Origin of the sequence: Bradyrhizobium sp. B120 (genome assembly GCF_049075665.1) — a bacterium.
Classification (GTDB): Bacteria; Pseudomonadota; Alphaproteobacteria; order Rhizobiales; family Xanthobacteraceae; genus Bradyrhizobium.
In genome coordinates this window covers 4,756,476-4,777,216 of record NZ_CP185242.1, presented here as the reverse complement: position 1 = coordinate 4,777,216, position 20,741 = coordinate 4,756,476, and the positions used below count along the sequence as shown (strand labels likewise).

At 63.4% G+C, this 20,741-nt stretch carries 22 protein-coding genes, 2 tRNA genes and 1 pseudogene; 13 read left to right on the top strand and 12 right to left on the bottom strand.

Annotation, left to right across the window (positions count from 1 at the left end; all coding sequences use genetic code 11):
- The first annotated feature begins 223 nt into the window (after positions 1-223).
- Complete coding sequence (gene clpX, locus ACOIX3_RS21865; RefSeq protein WP_024583449.1) at positions 224-1,498, top strand: ATP-dependent Clp protease ATP-binding subunit ClpX; 1,275 nt, start codon at positions 224-226, stop codon at positions 1,496-1,498.
- A 319-nt stretch (positions 1,499-1,817) separates the two neighbouring features.
- Positions 1,818-4,247 (top strand): endopeptidase La, encoded by a 2,430-nt coding sequence (gene lon / locus ACOIX3_RS21860; RefSeq protein WP_092114667.1) that lies wholly within the window; start codon positions 1,818-1,820, stop codon positions 4,245-4,247.
- An 81-nt stretch (positions 4,248-4,328) separates the two neighbouring features.
- Here lon and ACOIX3_RS21855 read toward each other — a convergent pair whose 3' ends face one another.
- Together ACOIX3_RS21855 and ACOIX3_RS21850 are read right to left on the bottom strand one after the other, a co-directional pair.
- On the bottom strand, positions 4,329-5,540 hold the full coding sequence (locus ACOIX3_RS21855) for an MFS transporter (protein ID WP_420964229.1): 1,212 nt from the start codon (positions 5,538-5,540) through the stop codon (positions 4,329-4,331).
- A 1-nt stretch (position 5,541) separates the two neighbouring features.
- A complete protein-coding gene (locus ACOIX3_RS21850; RefSeq protein ID WP_176530996.1) occupies positions 5,542-6,210 on the bottom strand; it encodes a GntR family transcriptional regulator in 669 nt (222 codons plus the stop codon).
- 191 nt (positions 6,211-6,401) lie between these two features.
- Here ACOIX3_RS21850 and ACOIX3_RS21845 point away from each other — a divergent pair, with 191 nt between their 5' ends.
- From ACOIX3_RS21845 to ACOIX3_RS21820, 6 genes are all read left to right on the top strand, one after another.
- Complete coding sequence (locus ACOIX3_RS21845) at positions 6,402-6,806, top strand: GFA family protein (protein ID WP_420964228.1); 405 nt, start codon at positions 6,402-6,404, stop codon at positions 6,804-6,806.
- A 92-nt stretch (positions 6,807-6,898) separates the two neighbouring features.
- Positions 6,899-6,975: transfer RNA gene (locus ACOIX3_RS21840), tRNA-Val, on the top strand.
- A gap of 84 nt (positions 6,976-7,059) precedes the next feature.
- Complete coding sequence (locus ACOIX3_RS21835) at positions 7,060-7,545, top strand: hypothetical protein (RefSeq protein WP_420964227.1); 486 nt, start codon at positions 7,060-7,062, stop codon at positions 7,543-7,545.
- 58 nt (positions 7,546-7,603) lie between these two features.
- A complete protein-coding gene (locus ACOIX3_RS21830; protein ID WP_420964226.1) occupies positions 7,604-7,897 on the top strand; it encodes a hypothetical protein in 294 nt (97 codons plus the stop codon).
- A 22-nt stretch (positions 7,898-7,919) separates the two neighbouring features.
- The gene (locus ACOIX3_RS21825) at positions 7,920-8,225 is read left to right on the top strand and encodes a YciI family protein (RefSeq protein ID WP_420964225.1); all 306 of its coding nucleotides are present in this window, start codon (positions 7,920-7,922) and stop codon (positions 8,223-8,225) included.
- A gap of 34 nt (positions 8,226-8,259) precedes the next feature.
- A complete protein-coding gene (locus ACOIX3_RS21820) occupies positions 8,260-9,111 on the top strand; it encodes a class I SAM-dependent methyltransferase (protein ID WP_420964224.1) in 852 nt (283 codons plus the stop codon).
- Here the strand turns inward: ACOIX3_RS21820 and pepT are convergent, their stop codons facing one another.
- Positions 9,112-10,368 carry a peptidase T gene (gene pepT / locus ACOIX3_RS21815; RefSeq protein ID WP_420964223.1) on the bottom strand — a complete coding sequence of 419 codons (1,257 nt, stop codon included), beginning with the start codon at positions 10,366-10,368 and terminating at the stop codon, positions 9,112-9,114.
- Positions 10,369-10,533: 165 nt separating this feature from the next.
- A complete protein-coding gene (locus ACOIX3_RS21810) occupies positions 10,534-10,833 on the bottom strand; it encodes an HU family DNA-binding protein (RefSeq protein WP_016847738.1) in 300 nt (99 codons plus the stop codon).
- A 331-nt stretch (positions 10,834-11,164) separates the two neighbouring features.
- Between ACOIX3_RS21810 and ACOIX3_RS21805 the strand changes: the two genes are divergently transcribed.
- A tRNA-Asp gene (locus tag ACOIX3_RS21805) sits at positions 11,165-11,241 on the top strand.
- Between the two features lies 1 nt (position 11,242).
- Here ACOIX3_RS21805 and ACOIX3_RS21800 read toward each other — a convergent pair.
- A complete protein-coding gene (locus ACOIX3_RS21800; RefSeq protein WP_420964222.1) occupies positions 11,243-11,431 on the bottom strand; it encodes a hypothetical protein in 189 nt (62 codons plus the stop codon).
- A 385-nt stretch (positions 11,432-11,816) separates the two neighbouring features.
- Here ACOIX3_RS21800 and ACOIX3_RS21795 point away from each other — a divergent pair, with 385 nt between their 5' ends.
- Complete coding sequence (locus ACOIX3_RS21795; protein WP_420964221.1) at positions 11,817-12,695, top strand: methyltransferase domain-containing protein; 879 nt, start codon at positions 11,817-11,819, stop codon at positions 12,693-12,695.
- Between the two features lie 76 nt (positions 12,696-12,771).
- Here ACOIX3_RS21795 and ACOIX3_RS21790 read toward each other — a convergent pair whose 3' ends face one another.
- From ACOIX3_RS21790 to ACOIX3_RS21770, 5 genes are all read right to left on the bottom strand, one after another.
- Positions 12,772-14,073 (bottom strand): hypothetical protein, encoded by a 1,302-nt coding sequence (locus ACOIX3_RS21790; protein WP_420964220.1) that lies wholly within the window; start codon positions 14,071-14,073, stop codon positions 12,772-12,774.
- Between the two features lie 165 nt (positions 14,074-14,238).
- Positions 14,239-14,430 (bottom strand): hypothetical protein, encoded by a 192-nt coding sequence (locus ACOIX3_RS21785; protein WP_173642771.1) that lies wholly within the window; start codon positions 14,428-14,430, stop codon positions 14,239-14,241.
- Between the two features lie 14 nt (positions 14,431-14,444).
- Positions 14,445-14,645 (bottom strand): hypothetical protein, encoded by a 201-nt coding sequence (locus ACOIX3_RS21780; RefSeq protein WP_050405629.1) that lies wholly within the window; start codon positions 14,643-14,645, stop codon positions 14,445-14,447.
- 99 nt (positions 14,646-14,744) lie between these two features.
- The gene (locus tag ACOIX3_RS21775; RefSeq protein WP_420964219.1) at positions 14,745-14,924 is read right to left on the bottom strand and encodes a hypothetical protein; all 180 of its coding nucleotides are present in this window, start codon (positions 14,922-14,924) and stop codon (positions 14,745-14,747) included.
- Positions 14,925-15,046: 122 nt separating this feature from the next.
- Complete coding sequence (locus tag ACOIX3_RS21770) at positions 15,047-15,250, bottom strand: hypothetical protein (RefSeq protein ID WP_420964218.1); 204 nt, start codon at positions 15,248-15,250, stop codon at positions 15,047-15,049.
- A gap of 256 nt (positions 15,251-15,506) precedes the next feature.
- Here ACOIX3_RS21770 and ACOIX3_RS21765 point away from each other — a divergent pair, with 256 nt between their 5' ends.
- Positions 15,507-16,463, top strand: a complete 957-nt coding sequence (locus tag ACOIX3_RS21765) for a TRAP transporter substrate-binding protein (protein ID WP_420971772.1) — start codon at positions 15,507-15,509, stop codon at positions 16,461-16,463.
- Between the two features lie 107 nt (positions 16,464-16,570).
- Positions 16,571-17,389 (top strand): alpha/beta fold hydrolase, encoded by an 819-nt coding sequence (locus tag ACOIX3_RS21760; protein ID WP_420964217.1) that lies wholly within the window; start codon positions 16,571-16,573, stop codon positions 17,387-17,389.
- Here the strand turns inward: ACOIX3_RS21760 and ACOIX3_RS21755 are convergent.
- Positions 17,386-18,678, bottom strand: coding sequence for a spinster family MFS transporter (locus ACOIX3_RS21755; RefSeq protein WP_420964216.1), 1,293 nt, complete (start codon positions 18,676-18,678; stop codon positions 17,386-17,388). The two genes, ACOIX3_RS21760 and ACOIX3_RS21755, sit on opposite strands and share 4 nt — an antisense overlap.
- A 53-nt stretch (positions 18,679-18,731) precedes the next feature.
- Positions 18,732-19,921 (bottom strand): annotated as a pseudogene (locus tag ACOIX3_RS21750) (Rieske 2Fe-2S domain-containing protein).
- Positions 19,922-20,053: 132 nt separating this feature from the next.
- Here ACOIX3_RS21750 and ACOIX3_RS21745 point away from each other — a divergent pair.
- Positions 20,054-20,569: a MarR family winged helix-turn-helix transcriptional regulator gene (locus tag ACOIX3_RS21745; RefSeq protein WP_420964215.1), complete on the top strand. Its 516-nt coding sequence runs from the start codon at positions 20,054-20,056 to the stop codon at positions 20,567-20,569.
- The last annotated feature ends 172 nt before the right edge of the window (positions 20,570-20,741 follow it).

The window sequence follows — 20,741 nt, the reverse complement described above, 5'->3', positions numbered from 1 at the left end:
GCCGGCCTCCCGATTAGCGAATTCTTGATAGTCGGGTGCCAGCATGGTTGGCTGTAATGCATCGGCTATGATCGCGGAGATTCGAATAAACCGTGATCCACACGGTCAGTATTGCGTAGGGTCTTTTTTGGTACGGAATTTGCTCTATCTACCCAATACTCCGGTTTTGTGCCGGATTGGGTCGATCTGGCAAACGAGGTCGAACGGCGGACGGAGATAATGAATGAGTAAGGTCGGCACGAGCGACGCCAAGAACACGCTATATTGCTCGTTCTGCGGCAAGAGCCAGCATGAAGTTCGCAAGCTGATTGCCGGACCGACTGTCTTCATTTGCGACGAGTGTGTCGAACTCTGCATGGACATCATTCGCGAGGAGAACAAGTCCTCGCTGGTGAAGTCGCGCGACGGCATCCCGACGCCGAAGGAAATCTGCAAGGTCCTGGACGACTACGTGATTGGCCAGAGCCACGCCAAGAAGGTGCTCTCGGTCGCCGTCCACAACCACTACAAGCGGCTTAACCATCAGACCAAGCACAACGACGTCGAGCTGGCGAAGTCGAACATCCTGCTGATCGGTCCGACCGGTTCAGGCAAGACGCTGCTCGCGCAGACGCTGGCCCGCATCCTCGATGTGCCGTTTACCATGGCTGACGCGACGACGCTGACCGAAGCCGGCTATGTCGGCGAGGACGTCGAGAACATCATCCTGAAGCTGCTGCAGGCCGCCGACTACAACGTCGAGCGCGCGCAGCGCGGCATCGTCTATATCGACGAAATCGACAAGATCAGCCGCAAGTCGGACAATCCCTCGATCACCCGCGACGTGTCGGGCGAGGGCGTCCAGCAGGCGCTGTTGAAGATCATGGAAGGCACGGTGGCCTCGGTCCCGCCGCAGGGCGGCCGCAAGCATCCGCAGCAGGAGTTCCTGCAGGTGGATACCACCAACATCCTGTTCATCTGCGGCGGTGCGTTCTCGGGCCTCGAGAAGATCATCTCCGCGCGCGGCCGTTCGACCTCGATCGGCTTCGCCGCGCAGGTGCTGGCGCCGGAGGATCGCCGTACCGGCGAGATCTTCCGTCACGTCGAGCCGGAAGACCTGCTGAAGTACGGCCTGATTCCGGAATTCGTCGGCCGTCTGCCCGTCGTCGCGACGCTGGAGGACCTCGACGAGGCCTCGCTGAAGAAGATCCTGACCGATCCGAAGAACGCGCTGGTGAAGCAGTACCAGCGGCTGTTCGAGATGGAGAACATCGAGCTGACCTTCGCCGACGAGGCGCTTGGCGCGGTCGCCCGCAAGGCGATCGAGCGCAAGACCGGCGCGCGGGGCCTGCGGTCGATCCTGGAGAGCATCCTGCTCGAGACCATGTTCGACCTCCCGGGCCTCGAAGGTGTCGAGGAAGTCGTGATCTCGCGCGAGGTCGTCGAGGGCACGGCGCGTCCGCTCTACATCTACGCGGATCGTTCCGACCGCGCCGTCGAGAGCAGCGCGAGCGCCTGAGGCGCAACTTTCTGTCGTCGCAATTCATGCGGCTGCCGGGCGATCCGGCGGCCGTTGCGGCGCAGCAGCAGGCCATTTTCGCGTCGCAGTAAATGCCTGTTTAGCCTATATTTCCCGGCACTTCTCAGACTTGACACCCCCCCGCCTGATAGCCACCTAATGCTATCGGTGAGGGATCTCATGCGTTGAGATTCGTCGCTTTACGATGCGGAATATGCGGCTGCTGACGGCAATCTAATTCCGGATCACCAAGGCACCTTGTGGCGGTTGCGCAAGCAGGCGGACTGCGTGCAAGGGGGCAAAACAAAAGGATAAGGCCATGACGACTTCAAAACCCCGGCCAACGATCGTCCACGGCGAGAGCCATTCCTATCCGGTGCTGCCGCTCCGCGACATCGTCGTCTTCCCGCACATGATTGTGCCGCTCTTCGTCGGCCGCGAGAAATCGATCCGCGCGCTCGAAGAGGTGATGAAGAACGACGCGCTGATCATGCTCGCGACGCAGAAGAACGCGTCCGATGACGATCCGGCACCCGATTCAATTTACGAGACCGGTACGCTTGCCAGCGTGCTGCAGCTCCTGAAACTGCCCGACGGCACCGTCAAGGTGCTGGTCGAGGGCCTCGAGCGCGCGCGTGTCGAGAAGTATTCCGACCGCAGCGAATACTACGAGGCGACCGCGGTCGCGCTCGCCGACACTGACGCCAACTCGGTCGAAGCCGAGGCACTGGCGCGTTCGGTCGTGTCCGACTTCGAAAGCTATGTGAAGCTGAACAAGAAGATCTCCGCCGAAGTCGTCGGCGTGGTTCAGGCGATCACCGATTTCGCCAAGCTCGGCGACACCGTTGCCTCGCATCTCGCGGTCAAGATTGCCGATCGGCAAGCGATCCTGGAGACGTTGTCCGTCACCCAGCGCCTGGAGAAGGTGCTCGGCCTGATGGAGAGCGAGATCTCGGTGTTGCAGGTCGAGAAGCGCATCCGCTCGCGCGTCAAGCGCCAGATGGAGAAGACCCAGCGCGAGTATTACCTGAACGAGCAGATGAAGGCGATCCAGAAGGAACTCGGCGACGACGAAGGTCGCGACGAGCTGGCCGATCTGGAGGAGAAGATCTCCAAGACCAAGCTTTCCAAGGAAGCGCGCGAGAAGGCCCAGCACGAGCTGAAGAAGCTGCGCCAGATGTCGCCGATGTCCGCGGAAGCGACCGTCGTGCGCAACTATCTGGATTGGCTGCTGTCGATCCCGTGGGGCAAGAAGTCCAAGGTCAAGAAGGACCTCGAGGCCGCGCAGGCGGTGCTGGACTCCGATCACTATGGGCTCGAGAAGGTCAAGGATCGTATCGTCGAGTATCTCGCGGTGCAGTCGCGCGCCAACAAGCTGACCGGACCGATCCTGTGCCTGGTCGGGCCTCCCGGCGTCGGCAAGACCTCGCTCGGCAAGTCGATCGCGAAGGCGACCGGCCGCGAGTTCGTGCGCGTGTCGCTCGGCGGCGTGCGTGACGAGGCCGAGATCCGCGGTCACCGCCGCACCTATATCGGCTCGATGCCCGGCAAGATCATCCAGTCGATGCGGAAGGCGAAGACCTCGAACCCGCTGTTCCTGCTGGACGAGATCGACAAAATGGGCGCCGATTTCCGCGGCGATCCGTCGTCGGCGCTGCTTGAGGTCCTGGACCCCGAGCAGAACTCGACCTTCAACGACCATTACCTGGAGGTCGACTACGACCTGTCCAACGTGATGTTCATCACGACCGCGAATACGCTGAATATTCCGGGACCGCTGATGGACCGCATGGAGATCATCCGGATCGCCGGCTACACCGAGAACGAGAAGGTCGAGATCGCGCGCAAGCATCTGATCCCGAGCGCGCTCTCCAAGCACGGTCTGGACTCCAAGGAATGGTCGATCGACGACGCGGCCTTGCTCTTGATGATCCGCCGCTACACCCGCGAAGCGGGCGTGCGTAACCTGGAGCGTGAGCTCTCCACACTCGCCCGCAAGGCGGTGAAGGAGTTGATGATCTCCAAGAAGAAGTCGGTGAAGGTCACCGAGGCGAACATCGAAGAGTTCCTCGGCGTTCCGAAGTATCGCTTCGGCGAGATCGACGACGAGGACCAGGTCGGTATCGTCACCGGTCTGGCGTGGACCGATGTCGGCGGCGAGCTGCTCACCATCGAAGGCGTCATGATGCCCGGCAAGGGCAAGATGACCGTCACGGGCAATCTGCGCGACGTGATGAAGGAGTCGATCTCGGCGGCGGCGTCCTACGTCCGCTCGCGCGCGATCGTCTACGGCATCGAACCGCCGATGTTCGACCGCCGCGACATCCACGTTCACGTGCCGGAGGGCGCAACGCCGAAGGACGGTCCGTCCGCCGGCGTGGCGATGGCCACCGCGATCATCTCGGTCATGACCGGCATCCCGGTCCGCCACGATGTCGCGATGACCGGCGAGATCACGCTGCGTGGTCGCGTGCTGCCGATCGGCGGTCTAAAGGAGAAGCTCTTGGCTGCCGCGCGCGGTGGCATCAAGACGGTGCTGATCCCCGAGGACAACGCCAAGGATCTCACGGAGATTTCCGATGCGATCAAGGGCGGCATGGAGATCATTCCGGTCTCGCGGCTGGATGAGGTCGTTGCCAGGGCGCTGACCCGGGTGCCTGTGCCGATCGTCTGGGAAGAGGAGACCAGCAAGGTCGACGTCAAGCCCGACGCTTCAGATGAGGCGTCAGGCGGCCTGACGGCGCACTGAGCGAAACTCCGATCCGAAAAATCAAACGGCGCCCTCGGGCGCCGTTTTTGTTTTGGTCACCACGGGGAGCCGGGCGGGCGACTACGCTTTCTTCTCGACGAGGAAATTGCCGATCGCCCCGAGTGCCATCAGCACGCTGGTGCCGAGGAACACCGCGCGCATGCCGATGTGGCCGCCGATGAATCCGCCGGCGAGCGGGCCGATCACCTGGCCGGCATATTGCGCCGAAATCGAATAGCCCAGCATGCTGCCGGTGACCGTGTCGGGCACGTTGTGCCGGATCACGCTTGCGATGCAGGGCAGCAGGCCGCCGAGCGCCAGCCCCATCAGGAAGCGCAGCAGGATCAGCTGCCAGCCGCTGACCACGAGGGCCTGCGGGATCAGCAGCAGCGCCGAGGCCGCCAGGCAGATGGTGATGATCCGCCAATGGCCGACACGATCGGCCAGCTTCCCGAGATGCGACGACGACAGCAGGCTGCCGAACGCCGCCGCCGACATCACGAGGCCGGCGACGAACGTCACCTGCGGTGCCTCGACCAGCTGCGCGACATAGACCGTGATGATCGGCTCGATCGACATGTTGGCGATCATCAGCAGCAGGCCGGTGCCCCACATCGCGATCACAGGACGCTTGTCCGGAACCAGCGACCAGCCGCCGCGCGCCTTAGCGCCTTTCACCGCCTTTGGACGCGCCTCCTCGCGGATCAGGAAGGTCGTGCCGAGGAAGGTGATGAAGATGACGCCGCCGATCAGGAAGAAGGTCGAGCGGATGCCGATCACGCCCGGCAGCACGCCGCCGATCAGGGGACCGACCAGGCTCCCGGCCATGATGCCGGCCGACAGCACACCGATCGCCCAGCCGGACCGCGCCTTCGGCGTCTGCGCCGCGACCAGCACGGTCGAGCCCGAGGCGTAGCCGCCGAGCAGGCCGGTCAACAGCCGCAAGCCGACCAGCTCATAGACGTTGTGCGCCAAGCCGATCAGCGACATGGCAACCGCCATGCCGAGGCTGGCGCGGATCAGCATCAGCTTGCGGCCATAACGATCAGCAAGCCGTCCCCACAGCGGCGCCGTCAGCGCCGCACTGAAGAAGGTCGCGCCATAGGCTACGCCCGACCATTGCACGATCGCAGCATGGTCGGTCACGCCGAGCTGCTCGACATAGAGCGGCAGGAACGGCAGCAGCAGCGTCATCCCCACGATAGTGGTGAAGGAGCCGAGCACGCAGACGATCAGGTTGCTCCTCCAGGGACCGGCGTCGAGGGCCGCTTCGCGATTGATCTCCATGTTCATGTCAGCGCAGCCCGATCACGGCGAAGCCGCGCGCCCGCAGGCCGCGGCGATCCTCGTTGAGCGAGCGCAACAGGCGATCGCGGGTATCGGTGATGTGATCAGCGGCTTCGCGCGCGGCCGAATCCGGATCGTTGGCCTTGATGAAGCCGAGAATGCGCCGATGCTCGCGCCAGGCCTGCTCGCGCGAGGGTTCGGTCCACACTTCGAGCCAGCGCGCCCGCGACAGCCGGGTCATGGCGCCGGCGATCGCCTTGACGATGAAGGGGTTGCCGGAGAGGCGTGCGATCTCGACATGGAAATCGGTGCCGACACGGTGCCATTCCTCGCGCGGCGCGCCGGACTGGCAGGCATCCAGCATCGCTTCGACGCCGGCGATATCGGCCGCGCTCGCCCGTGCGCAGGCGAGGCGGACGGCCGTCGTTTCCAGCGGGATCCTGAACTCGGCCAGCGCTTCCAGCTCACCGAGGTCGATCGGTGCGACGATCCAGTTGCGGCCATCGCGGCGGACCAGCTCTTCGCCTTCGAGCCGCACCAGCGCGGCGCGGATTGGCGTGCGCGATCCCTCGAACCGGCTCTCGAGCCAGCGCTCCGTCAGCCGCTCGCCGGGGCCGAGGTCGAGGGAGAGGATCATCTCCCGGAGCTGGTCGTGGATCTGAAGCATCTGCGACATGGCGGTCTGCCGGTGGGAGCACGGTTTTGCTGACGTATCCCAAGTTGGTATCCCAAACAATCCCGTTTTGGGATGCCAGCGTTGCCCCAACGGGGCACCTGACCGTGTTCCGGATGCTTTGCGGGCGGCACCCCTCGGAACGACCTCTTGGCGACTGCCTTATTGGACAACGCCGAATTGGGAGAACGCAGATGCGGATCGACGGGCAGTGCCATTGCGGGGCCGTCAGCTATCAGGCGGAGATCGATCCCGAACGGGTGTCGATCTGCCATTGCACGGACTGTCAGGCGCTGACCGGCTCGCCCTATCGCGTCACGGTGATCTGCGCCGCCGAGCAGGTCCGGCTGACCGCAGGCGCGCCGAAGATCTACGGCAAGCGGGGCGATAACGGCCGGATCCGTTTCCAGCACTTTTGCGGCGATTGCGGTTCCCCGTTGTTCACGAGCGGCGAGGACGGCGGTCCCGACGATTGGGGTATCCGCTGGGGCAGCATTCGCCAGCGCGGCGAATTGACCCCGCGACGCCAGGTCTGGTGCCAGTCCGCCGCACCCTGGATCAACGATCTCAAGGGATTGCCGGCGCGGCCCAAGGATTGAAGCCGAAGGATTGAAGCCTATCGATTGAGGCCTTGCGACCCGGGCGATCTTGCGCCCGAGGGGCAGGCGAGGCTAAAGAGGCGCGCAGGTAAGGGCGGCTAGCTCAGCTGGTTAGAGCATCTCGTTTACACCGAGAGGGTCGGGAGTTCGAATCTCTCGCCGCCTACCAGCCTTCGCCGCTCACGGGCTACGGCTGGGCAAGCCAGCCTTCAACGATGTGGTTCTGGCGGATCAATCGCGGCTCCTGAACGGCATGACCCAATCCGTAGCGGCGTTGATATTCTTTCTTGCGGCAACGTGTTCCGCATCTGCAGCTGAATCGGCCTGGGACGTTCTGAAACGCTTTGGCCTGACAGGCGTCTGGGCGGACGACTGCAGGCAGCCAGCGTCGGTAGACCACTTTCGTACGATCTACTCCGAGGATGCCGAAGGGCTTGCGAGGCGCGAGCTCGATTTCGGTATGAGATCGATTTATGCGACCTTTGTTGATGGCGCAGAGATGATGTCGCCTTCAATGCTGAAGATCACCATCCGCAACGCTGATCCGAAGTTCGAGAAATTCAATGATAAGACGTTCTGGATCGTGCTGCTAAGGGAGGACGATCCTCAGACCAAAGGCGCATTCCGCATGCGGTACTTCAATTCCGTCACAACCGAAGGAAAGGTGGGCATAAGGAACGGCCTGAGGCTTGGGAAGCCCAGCCCCTGGCTCTACAACTGCCGCAGCTCGATGTCGTGATGATTGGCGCCGACACCGCTGCAATGCTATTCTCTGTGTCTAACCGGGAACTTGATGCATGCGCAAACTCGCCGCGATTTTTCTTCTCACCATGATTGCCGGACCGGCATTGGCGCAGCAGGACCATGTTCAGCGCTATCGCGAAGAGATCGAGAAGTCGCCTTCGGATGTGGCCAACGAGGCGCGGCAGCAGCGCGCCTACCAGCGCGCGCTCAGCGGTGTGCCGGACCAGAAGCCGACCGACCCGTGGGGCATTGCGCGCAGCAATGACGGGCAGGCCGCTCCCAAGGGCAATGCCGCGAAGACGCCTGCGCCGAAGCCGGCCAAGCCCACGAGCGCTGCCGCCAAATAATCCGAGAGAGCGGACAAGGTCGATGAAGTATTACGTCTGCAAATTGACCGGACCGCGCTCGACCTTCCCGCAGGACATGACGCCGCAGGAAGCCGGCATCATGCAGGCGCATGTCGCCTATTGCGGCGAATTGCTGCAGGCCGGCAAGGCGCTGATCTTCGGGCCGGTGGCCGATCCCGCCGGCGTCTGGGGACTGGGCGTGCTGCAACTGGCTGACGATGCCGATCCGCAGGAGATCGTCGCCAACGATCCCGTCAGCAAGGCGAATGCCGGATTCACCTATCTGGTCACGCCGATGTTGCGCGCGGCCACGCGCGAGACTTGCTAGGATCGGCGCAATTTCTCAACAAGGTTTGGATCGCATGAACGCAGGCCATCCGCAAAACGCCGATCAGATTGCATATTGGAACGGGCCGGGCGGTCAGCGCTGGGCCTCGAGGCAGGCCGCGCAGGATATCGTGCTGCAGCCGGTGCTCGACCTGCTGATCGATCGCGCCGCGCCGAAAGCCGGCGAGCGCATCGTCGATGTCGGCTGCGGCAGCGGCGCCTCGACGAATGGGTTTGCGACCAAGGTGGGGCCGTCAGGCCATGTGTTCGGCGTCGACGTCTCCGGACCGATGCTGGAGCGGGCACGGCAAAGCACGCCGAAGGATGCGCCGGTCACCTATGCGCTTGCCGACGCCACGGTCTATCCGTTCGATCCCGCAAGCTTCGATCTGTTGGCGTCGCGTTTCGGCGTGATGTTCTTTGCCGATCCGGCGGTATCGTTCGCCAATCTGCACAAGGCGCTGAAGCCGTCGGGCCGGCTCGCCTTCGCCTGCTGGCAGGAGCCGCGCGATAATCCGTTCTTCATGGCGCCGTTGCAGGCCGTCTACAAGCATGTGCCGAAGCTGCCGCAGCTTGGTCCCGAAGACCCGGGTCCGTTCTCATTCGCGTCCGAAGCACGCGTGAACCGGATCCTCGGCGAAGCGGGGTTTTCCGGCATCGCGATGGAGCCCTGCCGGCTTGAGTTCGACGTCGCGATCGGGCGCGGAATCGACGCCGCCGTCCAGAGCGCGCTCGAGATCGGGCCGGCGAGCCGCGCACTGGAAGGACAACCGGATGACCTACGGGCCGCCGCCGTCAACTCGATCCGCGAGGCGCTGGCGCCGTTCGTCAAGGGCGATTCCGTGCCGCTGCCGGGCGCGATCTGGATCGTGACGGCGCGGGCCTGATCAGGCTTTCTCTTCCCAGATCATCGCCAGGTGCACGATGGTCTGCACGGCCTTCTCCATGTCCTGGCGGCTCACCCATTCGAGCCGCGAATGAAATGCGTGCTCGCCGGCGAAGATGTTCGGGCAGGGCAGTCCCATAAACGAAAGCCGCGAGCCGTCCGTGCCGCCGCGGATCGAGGTCTTCACCGGCGATAGCCCGGCGCGCTCGATCGCCTCGATCGCATAGGCCACGATCTGCGGGTGGCGATCGATCACCTCTTTCATGTTGCGGTATTGCTGCTTGACCTCCATGCGGTAGGCCGAGCGCGGATATCCCTTCATGACGTCCTGCACGATCGTCTCGAGCAGCGCTTCCTTCTGCTTCAGCCCTTGCTCGGTGAAATCGCGCACGATGAAGTCGATCCGCGCATTCTCCAGCGCCCCCGAGATCGCGACCGGATGCAGAAAGCCTTCCTTGCCTTCGGTGGTCTCGGGCGAGCAGGTGTCCTTGGGAAGGCGATCGACGATGGCGGCCGCGATCTTGATCGCGTGTTCCATCTTGCCCTTGGCAAAGCCCGGATGGGTCGCGACGCCTTCGATGATGATGCTGGCGCCGTCGGCGGAGAAGGTCTCGTCCTCGATATGGCCGGCGGTCTCGCCGTCCATGGTGTAGCCGAAATCGGCCCCGAGTTTCTTGATGTCGACCTTGTCGACGCCGCGGCCGATCTCCTCGTCCGGCGTGAACAGGATCTTGATGGTGCCGTGCTTCACCTGCGGGTTGGTGACCAGGAAATGCGCGGCATCCATGATCTCGGCGAGGCCGGCCTTGTTGTCGGCGCCGAGCAGGGTGGTGCCGTCGGTCGTGACGATGTCGTTGCCGATCTGGTCGGCCAACGCTTCGTGCTCGGCGGCGCGGATCACCTGCGAGGCGTCGGCCGGGAGCACGATGTCGCCGCCGCGGTAATTCTTCACGAGTTGCGGCTTGACGTTCTTGCCGGTGCAGTCGGGCGAGGTGTCCATGTGCGAGCAGAAGCAGATCACCGGCACCGTCTTGTCGGTGTTGGCCGGGATCGTCGCATAGACGTATCCGTGTGGATCGAGATGCGCATCCGATATGCCCATCGCCAGCAGCTCGGCGACCAGCAGGCGGCCGAGATTCTTCTGCTTCTCGGTGGAGGGCGTGGTCGGCGAATCCGGGTCGGACTGGGTGTCGATCACGACATAGCGCAGAAAGCGCTCGGTGACGGTGTGCTTGAAGTCGAGAGCCGGTGCCAGCATGAAGACCGCGCAAGGGTAGGAGAACGGGAATAAGGCGCTCAGGCGAAATTGGTTCGCGCGAGCAAAGCGCATCAAGAGACAACTCTACAACAGAAAAGCGCCATTCCGGGGCCGCGTCACGAGCCGGAATGGCGCCTTGGTATCAAACCGGGAAGGTTGAAAGCCTTAGACGGCTTCCTTCAGCTCCTTGGCGGCGCGGAAGGCGACCTTCTTGCTGGCCTTGATGTGAATCTGCTCGCCGGTCGCCGGGTTGCGGCCCATGCGGGCGGCGCGCTTGCGAACCTGGAGGATGCCGAGGCCGACGATGCGAATCCGCTCGCCCTTCTTGAGGTGCTTGGTGATCCGGGTGACCATGTCGGTCAGGATCGCCTCGGCCTGCTTCTTGGACAGCTCCTGCTCCTCGGCGATGGCCGCCGCCAGGTGCTTCAGCGTGATCGTCGCCGGGGTCGCTGCTTTCTTCGCCATGTGTGGCCCTCCTCGTTGCTGAATGGCTGGATTGCTGCTTTCACGCGAATGGCGCGCCGTTCGCGTCGGGAAAATACGTCCGGAAAAGTCCTGAAACCGCCGGTTCTGGGAACGGGCAGCGCCGAGCCCGGCCACAGGAAACCCAGACGTATCAGGCCTTATTTGATTCGGGGCTTTGCTGACTACGCCGTTTCCCCTGAAAACAGGCGACAACTCGCGCCCATAGCGCGAAAATGCCCGCGCTGTGCAGGGCTCCGCAACGTGCTTGACTATCGGGATGCGGGCCTTTATGCCCTCGATCCTGCGCGGATCAATCCGATGATCGGCATCCGCGGGAGTAGCTCAGTTGGTTAGAGCGCCGCCCTGTCACGGCGGAGGCCGCGGGTTCGAGTCCCGTCTCTCGCGCCATTTATTTCAATGACTTAGCAGAAATGTCGGTTCCCAAGAGTATCTCTTGGGAGGTCGCCGGAATGCGCTTTTGTGCTGCGGGCAGGTCCGTCCTGACGAGCCGGCCGTGGTCGAAACGGCGGGGGCTCCCGACGTTTGCCGGACCGCAAGTCTTGCGCACCTTCTCGTTGCAATCGATCATGTCTGCCATCTTGTCGATCCTCTCCGCCGCGCCCGCCGGCGTCACCCTCGTCAGCGGTCATCAACTGGGACCACATTGCGCTCGACGTTGCCGACACGGGTTCTGCGACCGGCATGCGTCGGCTTCGTCTTCCGCGTCTTGTCGCTGGCAGCGCGATGGAAGCTGACGGAACAGATCCAAGTTCTGCGGTTGAGGTCTGTCGCTGTCAGTCCTGGTGACAGCGATCGCTCGTCAATGGCGCAGAAGCGACATCAGCGGTTCCACCACCTTGCGGAACTCACACGCTTTCGATGGGTCTTAAAGTTGCCGGAGTAAGCGAAGACAGTTCAGGACATTCAAGCGACGCGAGCGTGGGCGAGGGCTGATCAAGCGAACTTAACACGGAGGCGTGCCGATGAACTGGAGTTCGTGGCTGAACGAATACTACAACGACGAACTGGAAAGAGCTGACGCCGCCTGCCGAAGGGGAGAGTCCGTCTACGACGCACTCAAATGGATCGACGATCCGTACCTGTGGAACGTGCTGCTCTGGAAGGAATATGATGGCTTCAAGGCCATCAAGGCCGCCATTCCCGATCCGCCGGATGCCGGGACCCAGAAAAACTGGAGCGGTCGTTCCGGGATGGAGTTAGGTGCCGCCGTCATCGAAACCTATCGCCTGTTGCACGATAAGCTCAGGCGTCATCTGGATAAGCCATTCGATGAATGCGAGGTGCTGGACTATGGCTGCGGCTGGGGCAGTGTGCTCCGCTACTTCATGAAGGATGTGCCGCTGCGCAATCTGCATGGGTGCGATCCGCACAAGGGCATCATCCAGGTCGCGCAACGCTCCAACCCGCACGCCGACATCGTGTTGTCGGACAGCCTGCCCAGACGTCTGCCGTTCAACCGGAAATTCGATGTCGCTTACGCACTATCGATCTGGACGCACCTCTCGCCTGCCGCAAGCGAGACGTGCCTGGCCGCGGTTCACGATTCGCTGGAGAATCGCGGTCTCTTTCTTCTGACCATTCGGCCGCCGGCATACGCATTCTATGAGCCGATTTCGAAATTGCCCGGCTGGGATCAGCAAAAAATCACCGAGACTGTGGCGCGGGAGGGATTCTACTTCTATCCGCAAAGCTACCCGGTCGATGGCGAGATGACCTACGGCGAAACGATCATCAGCAAGCGGTACATCGAGATGCACTGGACCGACCGGTTTGATCTCGTTGACGTCGGCATGAACGGGATCTCACCGTATCAGAGCATTATCGTTCTCCGAAAGAAGTGAGGCCACATCGGCGTTGCCTGGTGGCGGCTGCCGATCGCTCAGGCCGCAGCGTCGTGTCGCGGCAGGGCCAAAAAAGTCAGGCCGCGACACCGACGGCATTAATGGGCCGCGTTGACTGTTGCTGATGCTGCGAAGCTTCCGCTCGCCATTCGGGCGTCAGCCACCACAGCAGGAACAGCAGCGCGATCCCGTTCGACATCAGGCTTGTCGTCAGCGGCACGTTCATGATGGCCTGAACGGCGATGCCCGAGGACACCGCGATGAAGCGCGGCGACAGGTGCCGTGAGACCATCGATCCCACCGACAGGATCAGGCCGCATACGAGTGCCGAAACCGGCGTAAGCGCAAGACCGACCGACGCGATGCCCTCGGTGGCGAGGAAGGAGGCGTTGAAATTGCCGTCCCGATAGATCGCTCCGAGCGCGGGGCCGAGCTCGCCATACGGGCAGGCGGTCACCTGTCGTACGATCGAGATCTGGCAGAAGCGGGTCAGGTCGCGGTGCGCGAAGAAGTCGGCATATTGATCAAGGGCGAGCGACGGGATTGCGAGGAAGCGCAGATTGATGGCGCTGAACACCACGTAGTCCCTGTCGGCGCCGAGCACGGCGAACGCCGTCAGCCCAATGATCATCGGAATGAGGAATGCGAGCACCGTGGCCAGCCGCGGGGTGAGCCGGCCGAACAGCCAGAATAGAAACGGCAGCCAGATCGGCAACAGCAGCACGGTCTTGTTGTTGACGACCGGATAGAAGCAGAGCGCAAACAGCAACACGCAAGCGGCCTGCACCCATTGCCTGCGCGACGCGAAATGCGCGAACAGATAAGGCAGGACCGCGCCGATCATGATCCCGGTGAGATAATTCAACAGCGCCGGCCGCGTGACGGCGTTGCGGGCCGCGCCATAGGGATTGCCGAGACTGGCGCCGTACGAGATGTCGGCGACCAGCACGGCGAAGGACGACGCCAGCAGCAGCAGCGCAATGCGTTTGATCGCCGTTTCGGACAGGCCTGGCCGCCAAACCGGCATATTCTGGAACATCAGGGGGATCATCGCGGCCGCCAGCGCGGCGATCATGGCCCAGCGGGCGATGGCATGCGGATAATCGAACGCGCTGAAGAAGCTGAGCCAGACGAAGCCGAACACCGCTGACAGCAGCGAGAAGCTCACCAGATAACCGAAGCTGAAGCGGCCCGCGACGAACGCCGGGATGAAGGCGGCCATAACGGCGGTGCCGAGGATGGCCTCGGCAGTGATGCCGGAGCGCCAGACATGCATCGCCGGGAATGCGTGCCCGCACGCGATCATCGAGGCGGTGCTGAGGACGAGGAACCCAGGGATGGTGACCCCGACAGTCAGGTCGTCGCGCGTCAATTGCATCGGCCCGTCCGAATCGAAAGCTGTGCGACAGCTAGCCGATCGACCTCGGGCTAATCAAGTCAGGCAAGGTTAGGCGACGTCTCGGTCTGTATTGTTATGTTTCCGCCGGCGATCTGTCACCGCGGCGCCGCATTGAATTCACAAACGCGGAACGCGTTGCCTTGATCAGGCAAAGAATGCGGCGACCGCGTTGAGGTCGGATTGTCCCGGGGCGTCGCCGCGCAAATTCGCGTCGATGATACGGCGGCAGGCGTCAACCGTGTGGGTATCGCCCAGTTCGTTGGCGGCCTCGAGGATCGACCAGACCGTATCCAGGGGAATGTCGCTCTGCATGGTCGCGTTCGGGTCTGACAGCATCGGCGGCGCCGGGGTTAGAATTCGAACAGGTCGCGGCCGCGCCGCGCCAGGGTGTGCAGGTCCGCCACCGTGCCGCGCACGGCGTTGCAGCGGCGGCATTCGATGATGGTGTCGCCGGACGCATGGGCGGGATCGGCGACCTTGATCGCCAGGCTGCCGCAATCCGTGCAGATGATCTTGAAGCCGGTCGAAATTACTTGCTGCTGCAAATTCATTTTGGGCCTGCGCCTCTGTTGACGCCGACCTTAATGGAATAATTTTTAAAACTGGGGTCGCGGAGCGGATTGCAATCGAACGACCGCGTTAGGAGGCAGTTAAGATTTCGCCGCGGCTGCGCGGTCGTGCGTCAGCCAGACCGCGCATGCAACAACGAGCAGCGGATTGCGGCGCAGGATCGAAAACAAGCTCAGATCGAACAGGTCATTCTTGATCAGGGTGTCGTCGGGGCCGTGCACCAGCGGCAGCGATCTCGCGCGCCCCGGTCTCGGTTGCACCTGCAATCGCCGTAGCCGAACCTGGCGAAGGCCACGCCGCCCTGATCGGAGCGAGAGACGACAGGCCCAACAAAAAAGCCGCCCGGAGGCGGCCGCTTTGTCTGCCGAAGCCTGAATTCGTCTTAGCGGACCGTCGAGGTGCCCGAGGAGGTGATCGCGACAGGCTTGCCGGCCTTGACGACCTGGTTGGTCTGGGCGGTCTGCGTGAATTCCGCGTTGTTCCGGGCCGAAATGCCGAAAGCCGCAACCCCGATGGCCGCAACGAGGGCAACAACCACAATCTTGAGGTGGGTCGCGCGATCGGCTGAATGGATCGAGTGGTTCATGGTCGCCTCCGGGCGTCTATGCGCCGTCTATGGCAGGTACTGGTAAGCCCCATCTGTTTCCGGATCGTTTCGTGAGTTCCCGGAAATGGTTTCGTGCCACGGGAGGATTGGTTTCACCGTGCCTTGCGTCACAGAAAGAGAGGGCTGAAACTGGCCATGGGCGCGGACTGCGCCTGGGAGAAAAACAATAATGAAAACAAGGAATATGACCCGCCGCCGGATGCTGGGAACCGGCTCCGTGGCAGTTGCCGCCGCGATGTTTGGTAAGCCGTCTCTTGCCGCTGCAGAGTTCGACTTCAAGCTCGGCGTCAACACTCCGGAAACCCATCCGCTAACAATCCGGCTGGCCGAGGCGGCCAAGCTGGTCGGCACGCAGTCGTCCGGCCGGGTCAACATCACGGTGTTCGCCAACAGCCAGCTCGGCGGTGATCCGGAGATGCTGTCGCAGGTCCGTGCCGGCGGTATCGAGCTATTGGCGGCGCCCAGCATGACCTTGTCGACACTGGTGCCGCTGTCCGGGCTGCCCAGCATCGGCTTTGCGTTCCAATCCTACGACCAGGTCTGGGCGGCCATGGACGGCGGCGTCGGCGACATCGTCCGCGACGCGATCGCCAGAACCGGCGTCGTGCCGCTGAAGAAGGTCTGGGACAACGGCTTCCGCCAGATCACCTCGTCGTCGAGCCGGCAGCTCAACAGCGTCGACGATCTCAAGGGTTTCAAAATTCGCGTACCGGTGACGGCATTGCTGACGTCGCTGTTCTCAGGTCTCGGCGCATTGCCGTCGAGCATCTCCTACAGTGAACTCTATTCGGCGCTGCAGACCCACATCGTCGAAGGGCAGGAGAATCCGCTGGCGCAGGTCTCGACCGGAAAGCTGTACGAGGTGCAGAAATACTGCGCGCTGTCGAACCATTGCTGGAGCGGCTACTGGATCCTCGGCAACCGCCGCGCGATGGCGGCCCTGCCGCCCGATCTGCTCGAGCTCATCAATGCGGCATTCGACGCGGCGGCGGTGAAGGAGCGCGCCGATCTGGTCGAGATGGACCGATCGTTGCAGGCAGAGCTGACCGGGAAGGGCATGACCTTCAACAAGCCTGACCCCGTGCAGTTCAGGGCAGCCTTGGTGAAAGCCGGTTTCTACACGCAGTGGCAGAAGACCTATGGCGCGGACGCCTGGGCGGCGCTGGAGAGATACACCGGCAAGCTGACCTGAGCGCGGCGCATGATTACCTCGCGCGTAATCGCGCGCGCGATCTCCCTTTGCGATGGTCGATGCATCGGCGGCGATGGTGCCGATCGATCTGCAGAGGGAGATGCATCATGGCCAATCAACCGCTCTATGCGACCGCCCGCGATGGCACAAAGCTGTTCGTCCAGGATTGGGGCTCGGGCAAGCCGGTGCTGCTGCTTGCCGCCTGGACTTTCAATTCCAGCGTTTGGGGCAGCCAGATCGTGGCGCTGAACGCGAAGGGTTTTCGCTGTGTCGCGCCGGATCGGCGCGGCCACGGCCGTTCCGACATGCCGATGACGGGATACGATCTCGATACGCTGACCGATGACGTCGCCGCCGTGATCGAGCAGCACGATCTCCACGACGTCACGATCGTCGCGCATTCGATGGGATCGATCGAGGCGGTGAACTATCTGGCGCGTCACGGCGCGGATCGTATCGCGCGGCTGGTCCTGGTGGCGCCGACCACGCCGTTCATTGTCCAGACCGACGACAATCCGGTCGCAGTGCCGAGAGCGATGGTCGAGGCCCAGAATGCCGCGATCGCGCAGGACTTCCCGAAATGGATGGGCGAGAACGAGGCGCCGTTCTTCACGCCCGACACGCCCGAGGCCACGCGGGCCTGGATCAGGGAGATGATGCTGAGCGTGCCGCTGCCGGTGGCGCTGGCCTGCCGCAAGACCATCTCCTCTGCCGATCTGCGCGCCGCGGCCAAAGGTATCGATCGCCCGACGCTGATCGTGCACGGCGACAACGATGCCAGCGCGCCGCTCGAGCTGACCGGCGCAAAGACGGCGGCGCTGATCAAGGGCAGCAAGCTCGCCGTCTATGAAGGTGCGCCGCACGCTCTGCCGCTGACGCACAGCGCGCGCTTGATGGCCGACCTGCTGGCCTTCATGGACGCTTAGCTGGCGCGCGCGATATCGGCACGGATCCAGCGCGCCGCCCAGACGAACAGCAGCGCGCCGAGCGTCGTCGTCACCGCGGCCGACAGCAGCGAGTAGCGAACAGCGTCCGTGCCGTACGTGCCCTTCAGGGCGTCATTGATCATGCCGACGGCGAGGGGGCCGACGCCCTGGCCGAAGCAGGTCGCGGTGAGCAGCACGATCGCCGAGGCCAGCGCCCGCATGCTGGGCTTTGCGACGGTCTGGGCGATCGCAAAGATCGGGCCGAGATGGAAGCCGACCATGAACGAGGTCAGCGCCAGCGTGGCGACCATCAGCGTGAAGCTTTGCGTCAGCATGCACAATGCGAAGACCGGACCGGCGAGGCCGGACATGATCGCGGGCGCCCATAGCTTCCAGCGGTCGTCGCGGCGGCCGATCTGCGCCACCACGAGGCCGCCGATCAGCGTTCCCGCCATGCCGGCGAGACCCTTGAAGGTGCCGGCATAGGTGCCGATCTCGGCGCTTGTCAGATGATGGATGCGCGCCAGGAACGGCGGGATCCACACCGCGGTGGCGTAGTTAGTGTAGGTCGTGAGACAGAAGCCGACCAGCACGATGACGAAGCTCGGCTGCGAGATCAGGAAGCCCAGCGTCGGCCCGATCGGCTCGGCCTTGAAGGTCTCGGCCATCGCACCGCGCTTCGGCTCGGAGATCGTCAGCCACAGTACCCCGGCGAGCGCGATGCCGGGCAGGCCTGCGGTGAAGAAGGCCATCCGCCAGCCATAGTGCTGATTGACGTAACCGCCGATGAAATAGCCGAGGAAGACGCCGAGATAGGTGCCGATCGCGTAGATGCCGAGCGCACGGGGACGTTCGTTCTTGTCAAAGAGATCGGCAATCATCGATTGCGAGGCCGGCGTGCCCGCGGATTCTCCGACCCCGACGCCGACTCGCGCCAGTGCCAGCGTCGCGACGCTGGAGGCCATGCCGCAGAGATAAGTCATCGCGCTCCAGAACGCGAAGGCGATTGCTACGATGTTGCGGCGGTTGAGGCGATCGGCCATGCGCGCAATGGGAATGCCTAGCAGCGAGTAGAACAGCACGAAACCGAACCCGGCCAGCAGGCCCATCGTGGTGTCGCTGAGCGCGAACTCCTTCTTGATGGGCTCGATCAGGACGTTGAAGATCGTACGGTCGAGGAAGTTGAGGGCGTAGATGATCGTGAGCAAAGCGAGGACGTAGTAGCGGCGCGCCGCGGGCGTGGTAGCGGCCTGCGTTGACGCATCCGCCTGCGGTGCGACATCGACCATGACTTCCTCCCCCGATTGTCTTTTGTTTTTTCTTGTTTGCCTGCGCGCGGGCCCTACGCCTCGCGGATGTAATTCCCTGCCTCGAATTCGACCGGCCCGGCATCGGCATCGAACGACACGCCGATCGGGTCGCGGCCGGCGGCCATGGCCTCGAGCTGGTCAGAGAGCATCCGGCGGATCATCAGGACGCCACGGTCGCTCTGGCCGAAATGCTCTTCCGAATGGATGGTCACCGGCCCCTGGCCGACCTGCGCCTCGTAGTCGCCGGGGAATTGCTGGTGCTCCTGCTCCGTCATGTCCCACCAGAACTTGCCGTTGAACTTCGAGCGCATGCGGCCGATATCGCCTGACTTCTTGACCCGGCCGGCGACATAGATGCGGAACGAGTTGTCGTCGATCGGCAGGGTCCAGCCGATCGATTCGACGCGGGCAAATTGCGCGACCCGCGGATTGGGCACGACGCGGAGCGTGGGGAGGGCGGCCTCGGTGACGCGATAGAACACCTTGCCGTCGTCCTGCCGGCGGATCGAGCGCACCGCGACGCCGCGCGGCGACATCTCGAACTTCACCTCGGGCATCGAGGCCATCATGGTGGTGAACTGCGGCCCTGAGAACGAGCCGTGCAGCACCGGCACATGATAGGGGTCGGCGACGTTCTCGAAATGCTGCAGCCAGTTGCATGGGATCACGGCAGGCCCGCCGCCGCCGATCGAGGAATCGTCGGCCTCGACGAATTCGCCGTCGTCCATATTCTCCAGGCACGCGTAGCGCTGCAGCACCGGCTTTTTATCGGCCGGGCCCATATAGGCGAAGATCAGGCCGTAGCGTTCCTGCACCGGATACCAGGGCTGGCGCACCTTGTCCTTGAACAGGCCGCCTTCGGGCTCGCAGGGCTGTTCGAGGCAGCGGCCCTCGGTGTCGAACTTCCAGCCGTGATAGCAGCAGCGGATGCCGTCTTCCTCGACCTTGCCATAATAAAGCGTGGTGCCGCGATGGCGCAGCGCGCATGCAAGAGACCGGGGCGGCCATGCCGGTCGCGGAACAGGATCAGGTCCTCAGCCAGCGCACGGACTTTTCTGGGGATATCGGTGGCGTCGCCGACGAGCCCGATCGGGTGCCAGTAGCGGCGCAACAGCTCGCCCATCGGTGTGCCGCGGACGACCGAGGTGAGCTCGGTCCGGGTGGTGGACGGCTTCATCGCATAGGCCGTGCCGAGATCGCGATCGAGCTGGGTGATGCTCATGCTGGTTTCCTCCCGCCGCCGGACTTCTGCCTGCGGTCGTTGTGTTGTTGACGAAGTCAACGATATATCGATGACAATGTCAACGATCTCGTCTAGCTTGGCAGCGACAGGCTTTGTTGGCAGAGGTTGGCGATGACCGAGAAGCTCAGGACTGCGAGGGCCTTGCCGCCGGAGGCGGTGGTCGATGCCGAGCTGGCGCCGATCACCGCGATGATGTCATCGCGGCTGATGGTGCTGGCGAATCTGCTCAGGCGCGGTGCGCTGCTGCGCTACAAGCGGCTGACCGGGCTGTCCTCGGTCGAATTCGGCCTGGTTGCCTCGCTCGGCCGGCGGCCGCCGATGAGCGTGGTGCGGCTTGCCGAAGCCGTCGGCATGGACAAGGGGCAGATCAGCCGGGCCCTCGCCGAGCTCGTTGCGCGCAAGCTGGTCGCCAAGCAAGCCAACCCGCGTGACAATCGGGAAACACTTGTCTCCCTCACCAAGGCCGGGCTCGCCGCCCATGACGCCATTGTGGCGGGCGCGCAGGAGCGAAACCGGCGCCTGCTGGAACAGCTCGGCCCGCAGGATCGTGAGTTGCTGCTCGGACATATCGACCGCCTGACGCTGACCGCGGCCGAGATGCTCGCTGCCGAAAGGGAGCTGGGCTGATATGGGGAGAGCGCAGGGCACCGGGTGGTCGGCGCAGCGTTGCCCATTGAGGCAGCGCATCCGCCCGATGAGGCCATCAGCCCGCGGCAAGGGGCGGTAAAAGCGTCAAAATAGCTTGTCTTGCGCCCCCTGTTGCGCTGCGCTAAAGCCTCAAGAACAATTCCAATCAACG

What these genes read in the sequence shown, in the direction of transcription:
- ACOIX3_RS21795 (WP_420964221.1), top strand. Translation starts at nt 11,817, where the DNA reads ATGAACTGGAGTTCGTGGCTGAACGAATACTACAACGACGAACTGGAA.
- ACOIX3_RS21765 (WP_420971772.1), top strand. Translation starts at nt 15,507, where the DNA reads ATGTTTGGTAAGCCGTCTCTTGCCGCTGCAGAGTTCGACTTCAAGCTC.
- lon (WP_092114667.1), top strand. Translation starts at nt 1,818, where the DNA reads ATGACGACTTCAAAACCCCGGCCAACGATCGTCCACGGCGAGAGCCAT.
- ACOIX3_RS21790 (WP_420964220.1), bottom strand. Translation starts at nt 14,073, where the DNA reads ATGCAATTGACGCGCGACGACCTGACTGTCGGGGTCACCATCCCTGGG.
- ACOIX3_RS21850 (WP_176530996.1), bottom strand. Translation starts at nt 6,210, where the DNA reads ATGTCGCAGATGCTTCAGATCCACGACCAGCTCCGGGAGATGATCCTC.
- ACOIX3_RS21855 (WP_420964229.1), bottom strand. Translation starts at nt 5,540, where the DNA reads ATGAACATGGAGATCAATCGCGAAGCGGCCCTCGACGCCGGTCCCTGG.
- ACOIX3_RS21760 (WP_420964217.1), top strand. Translation starts at nt 16,571, where the DNA reads ATGGCCAATCAACCGCTCTATGCGACCGCCCGCGATGGCACAAAGCTG.
- ACOIX3_RS21770 (WP_420964218.1), bottom strand. Translation starts at nt 15,250, where the DNA reads ATGAACCACTCGATCCATTCAGCCGATCGCGCGACCCACCTCAAGATT.
- ACOIX3_RS21830 (WP_420964226.1), top strand. Translation starts at nt 7,604, where the DNA reads ATGCGCAAACTCGCCGCGATTTTTCTTCTCACCATGATTGCCGGACCG.
- ACOIX3_RS21745 (WP_420964215.1), top strand. Translation starts at nt 20,054, where the DNA reads ATGACCGAGAAGCTCAGGACTGCGAGGGCCTTGCCGCCGGAGGCGGTG.
- ACOIX3_RS21810 (WP_016847738.1), bottom strand. Translation starts at nt 10,833, where the DNA reads ATGGCGAAGAAAGCAGCGACCCCGGCGACGATCACGCTGAAGCACCTG.
- ACOIX3_RS21845 (WP_420964228.1), top strand. Translation starts at nt 6,402, where the DNA reads ATGCGGATCGACGGGCAGTGCCATTGCGGGGCCGTCAGCTATCAGGCG.
- ACOIX3_RS21800 (WP_420964222.1), bottom strand. Translation starts at nt 11,431, where the DNA reads ATGGCAGACATGATCGATTGCAACGAGAAGGTGCGCAAGACTTGCGGT.
- ACOIX3_RS21835 (WP_420964227.1), top strand. Translation starts at nt 7,060, where the DNA reads ATGACCCAATCCGTAGCGGCGTTGATATTCTTTCTTGCGGCAACGTGT.
- ACOIX3_RS21820 (WP_420964224.1), top strand. Translation starts at nt 8,260, where the DNA reads ATGAACGCAGGCCATCCGCAAAACGCCGATCAGATTGCATATTGGAAC.
- ACOIX3_RS21785 (WP_173642771.1), bottom strand. Translation starts at nt 14,430, where the DNA reads ATGCTGTCAGACCCGAACGCGACCATGCAGAGCGACATTCCCCTGGAT.
- ACOIX3_RS21780 (WP_050405629.1), bottom strand. Translation starts at nt 14,645, where the DNA reads ATGAATTTGCAGCAGCAAGTAATTTCGACCGGCTTCAAGATCATCTGC.
- pepT (WP_420964223.1), bottom strand. Translation starts at nt 10,368, where the DNA reads ATGCTGGCACCGGCTCTCGACTTCAAGCACACCGTCACCGAGCGCTTT.
- ACOIX3_RS21755 (WP_420964216.1), bottom strand. Translation starts at nt 18,678, where the DNA reads ATGGTCGATGTCGCACCGCAGGCGGATGCGTCAACGCAGGCCGCTACC.
- clpX (WP_024583449.1), top strand. Translation starts at nt 224, where the DNA reads ATGAGTAAGGTCGGCACGAGCGACGCCAAGAACACGCTATATTGCTCG.
- ACOIX3_RS21825 (WP_420964225.1), top strand. Translation starts at nt 7,920, where the DNA reads ATGAAGTATTACGTCTGCAAATTGACCGGACCGCGCTCGACCTTCCCG.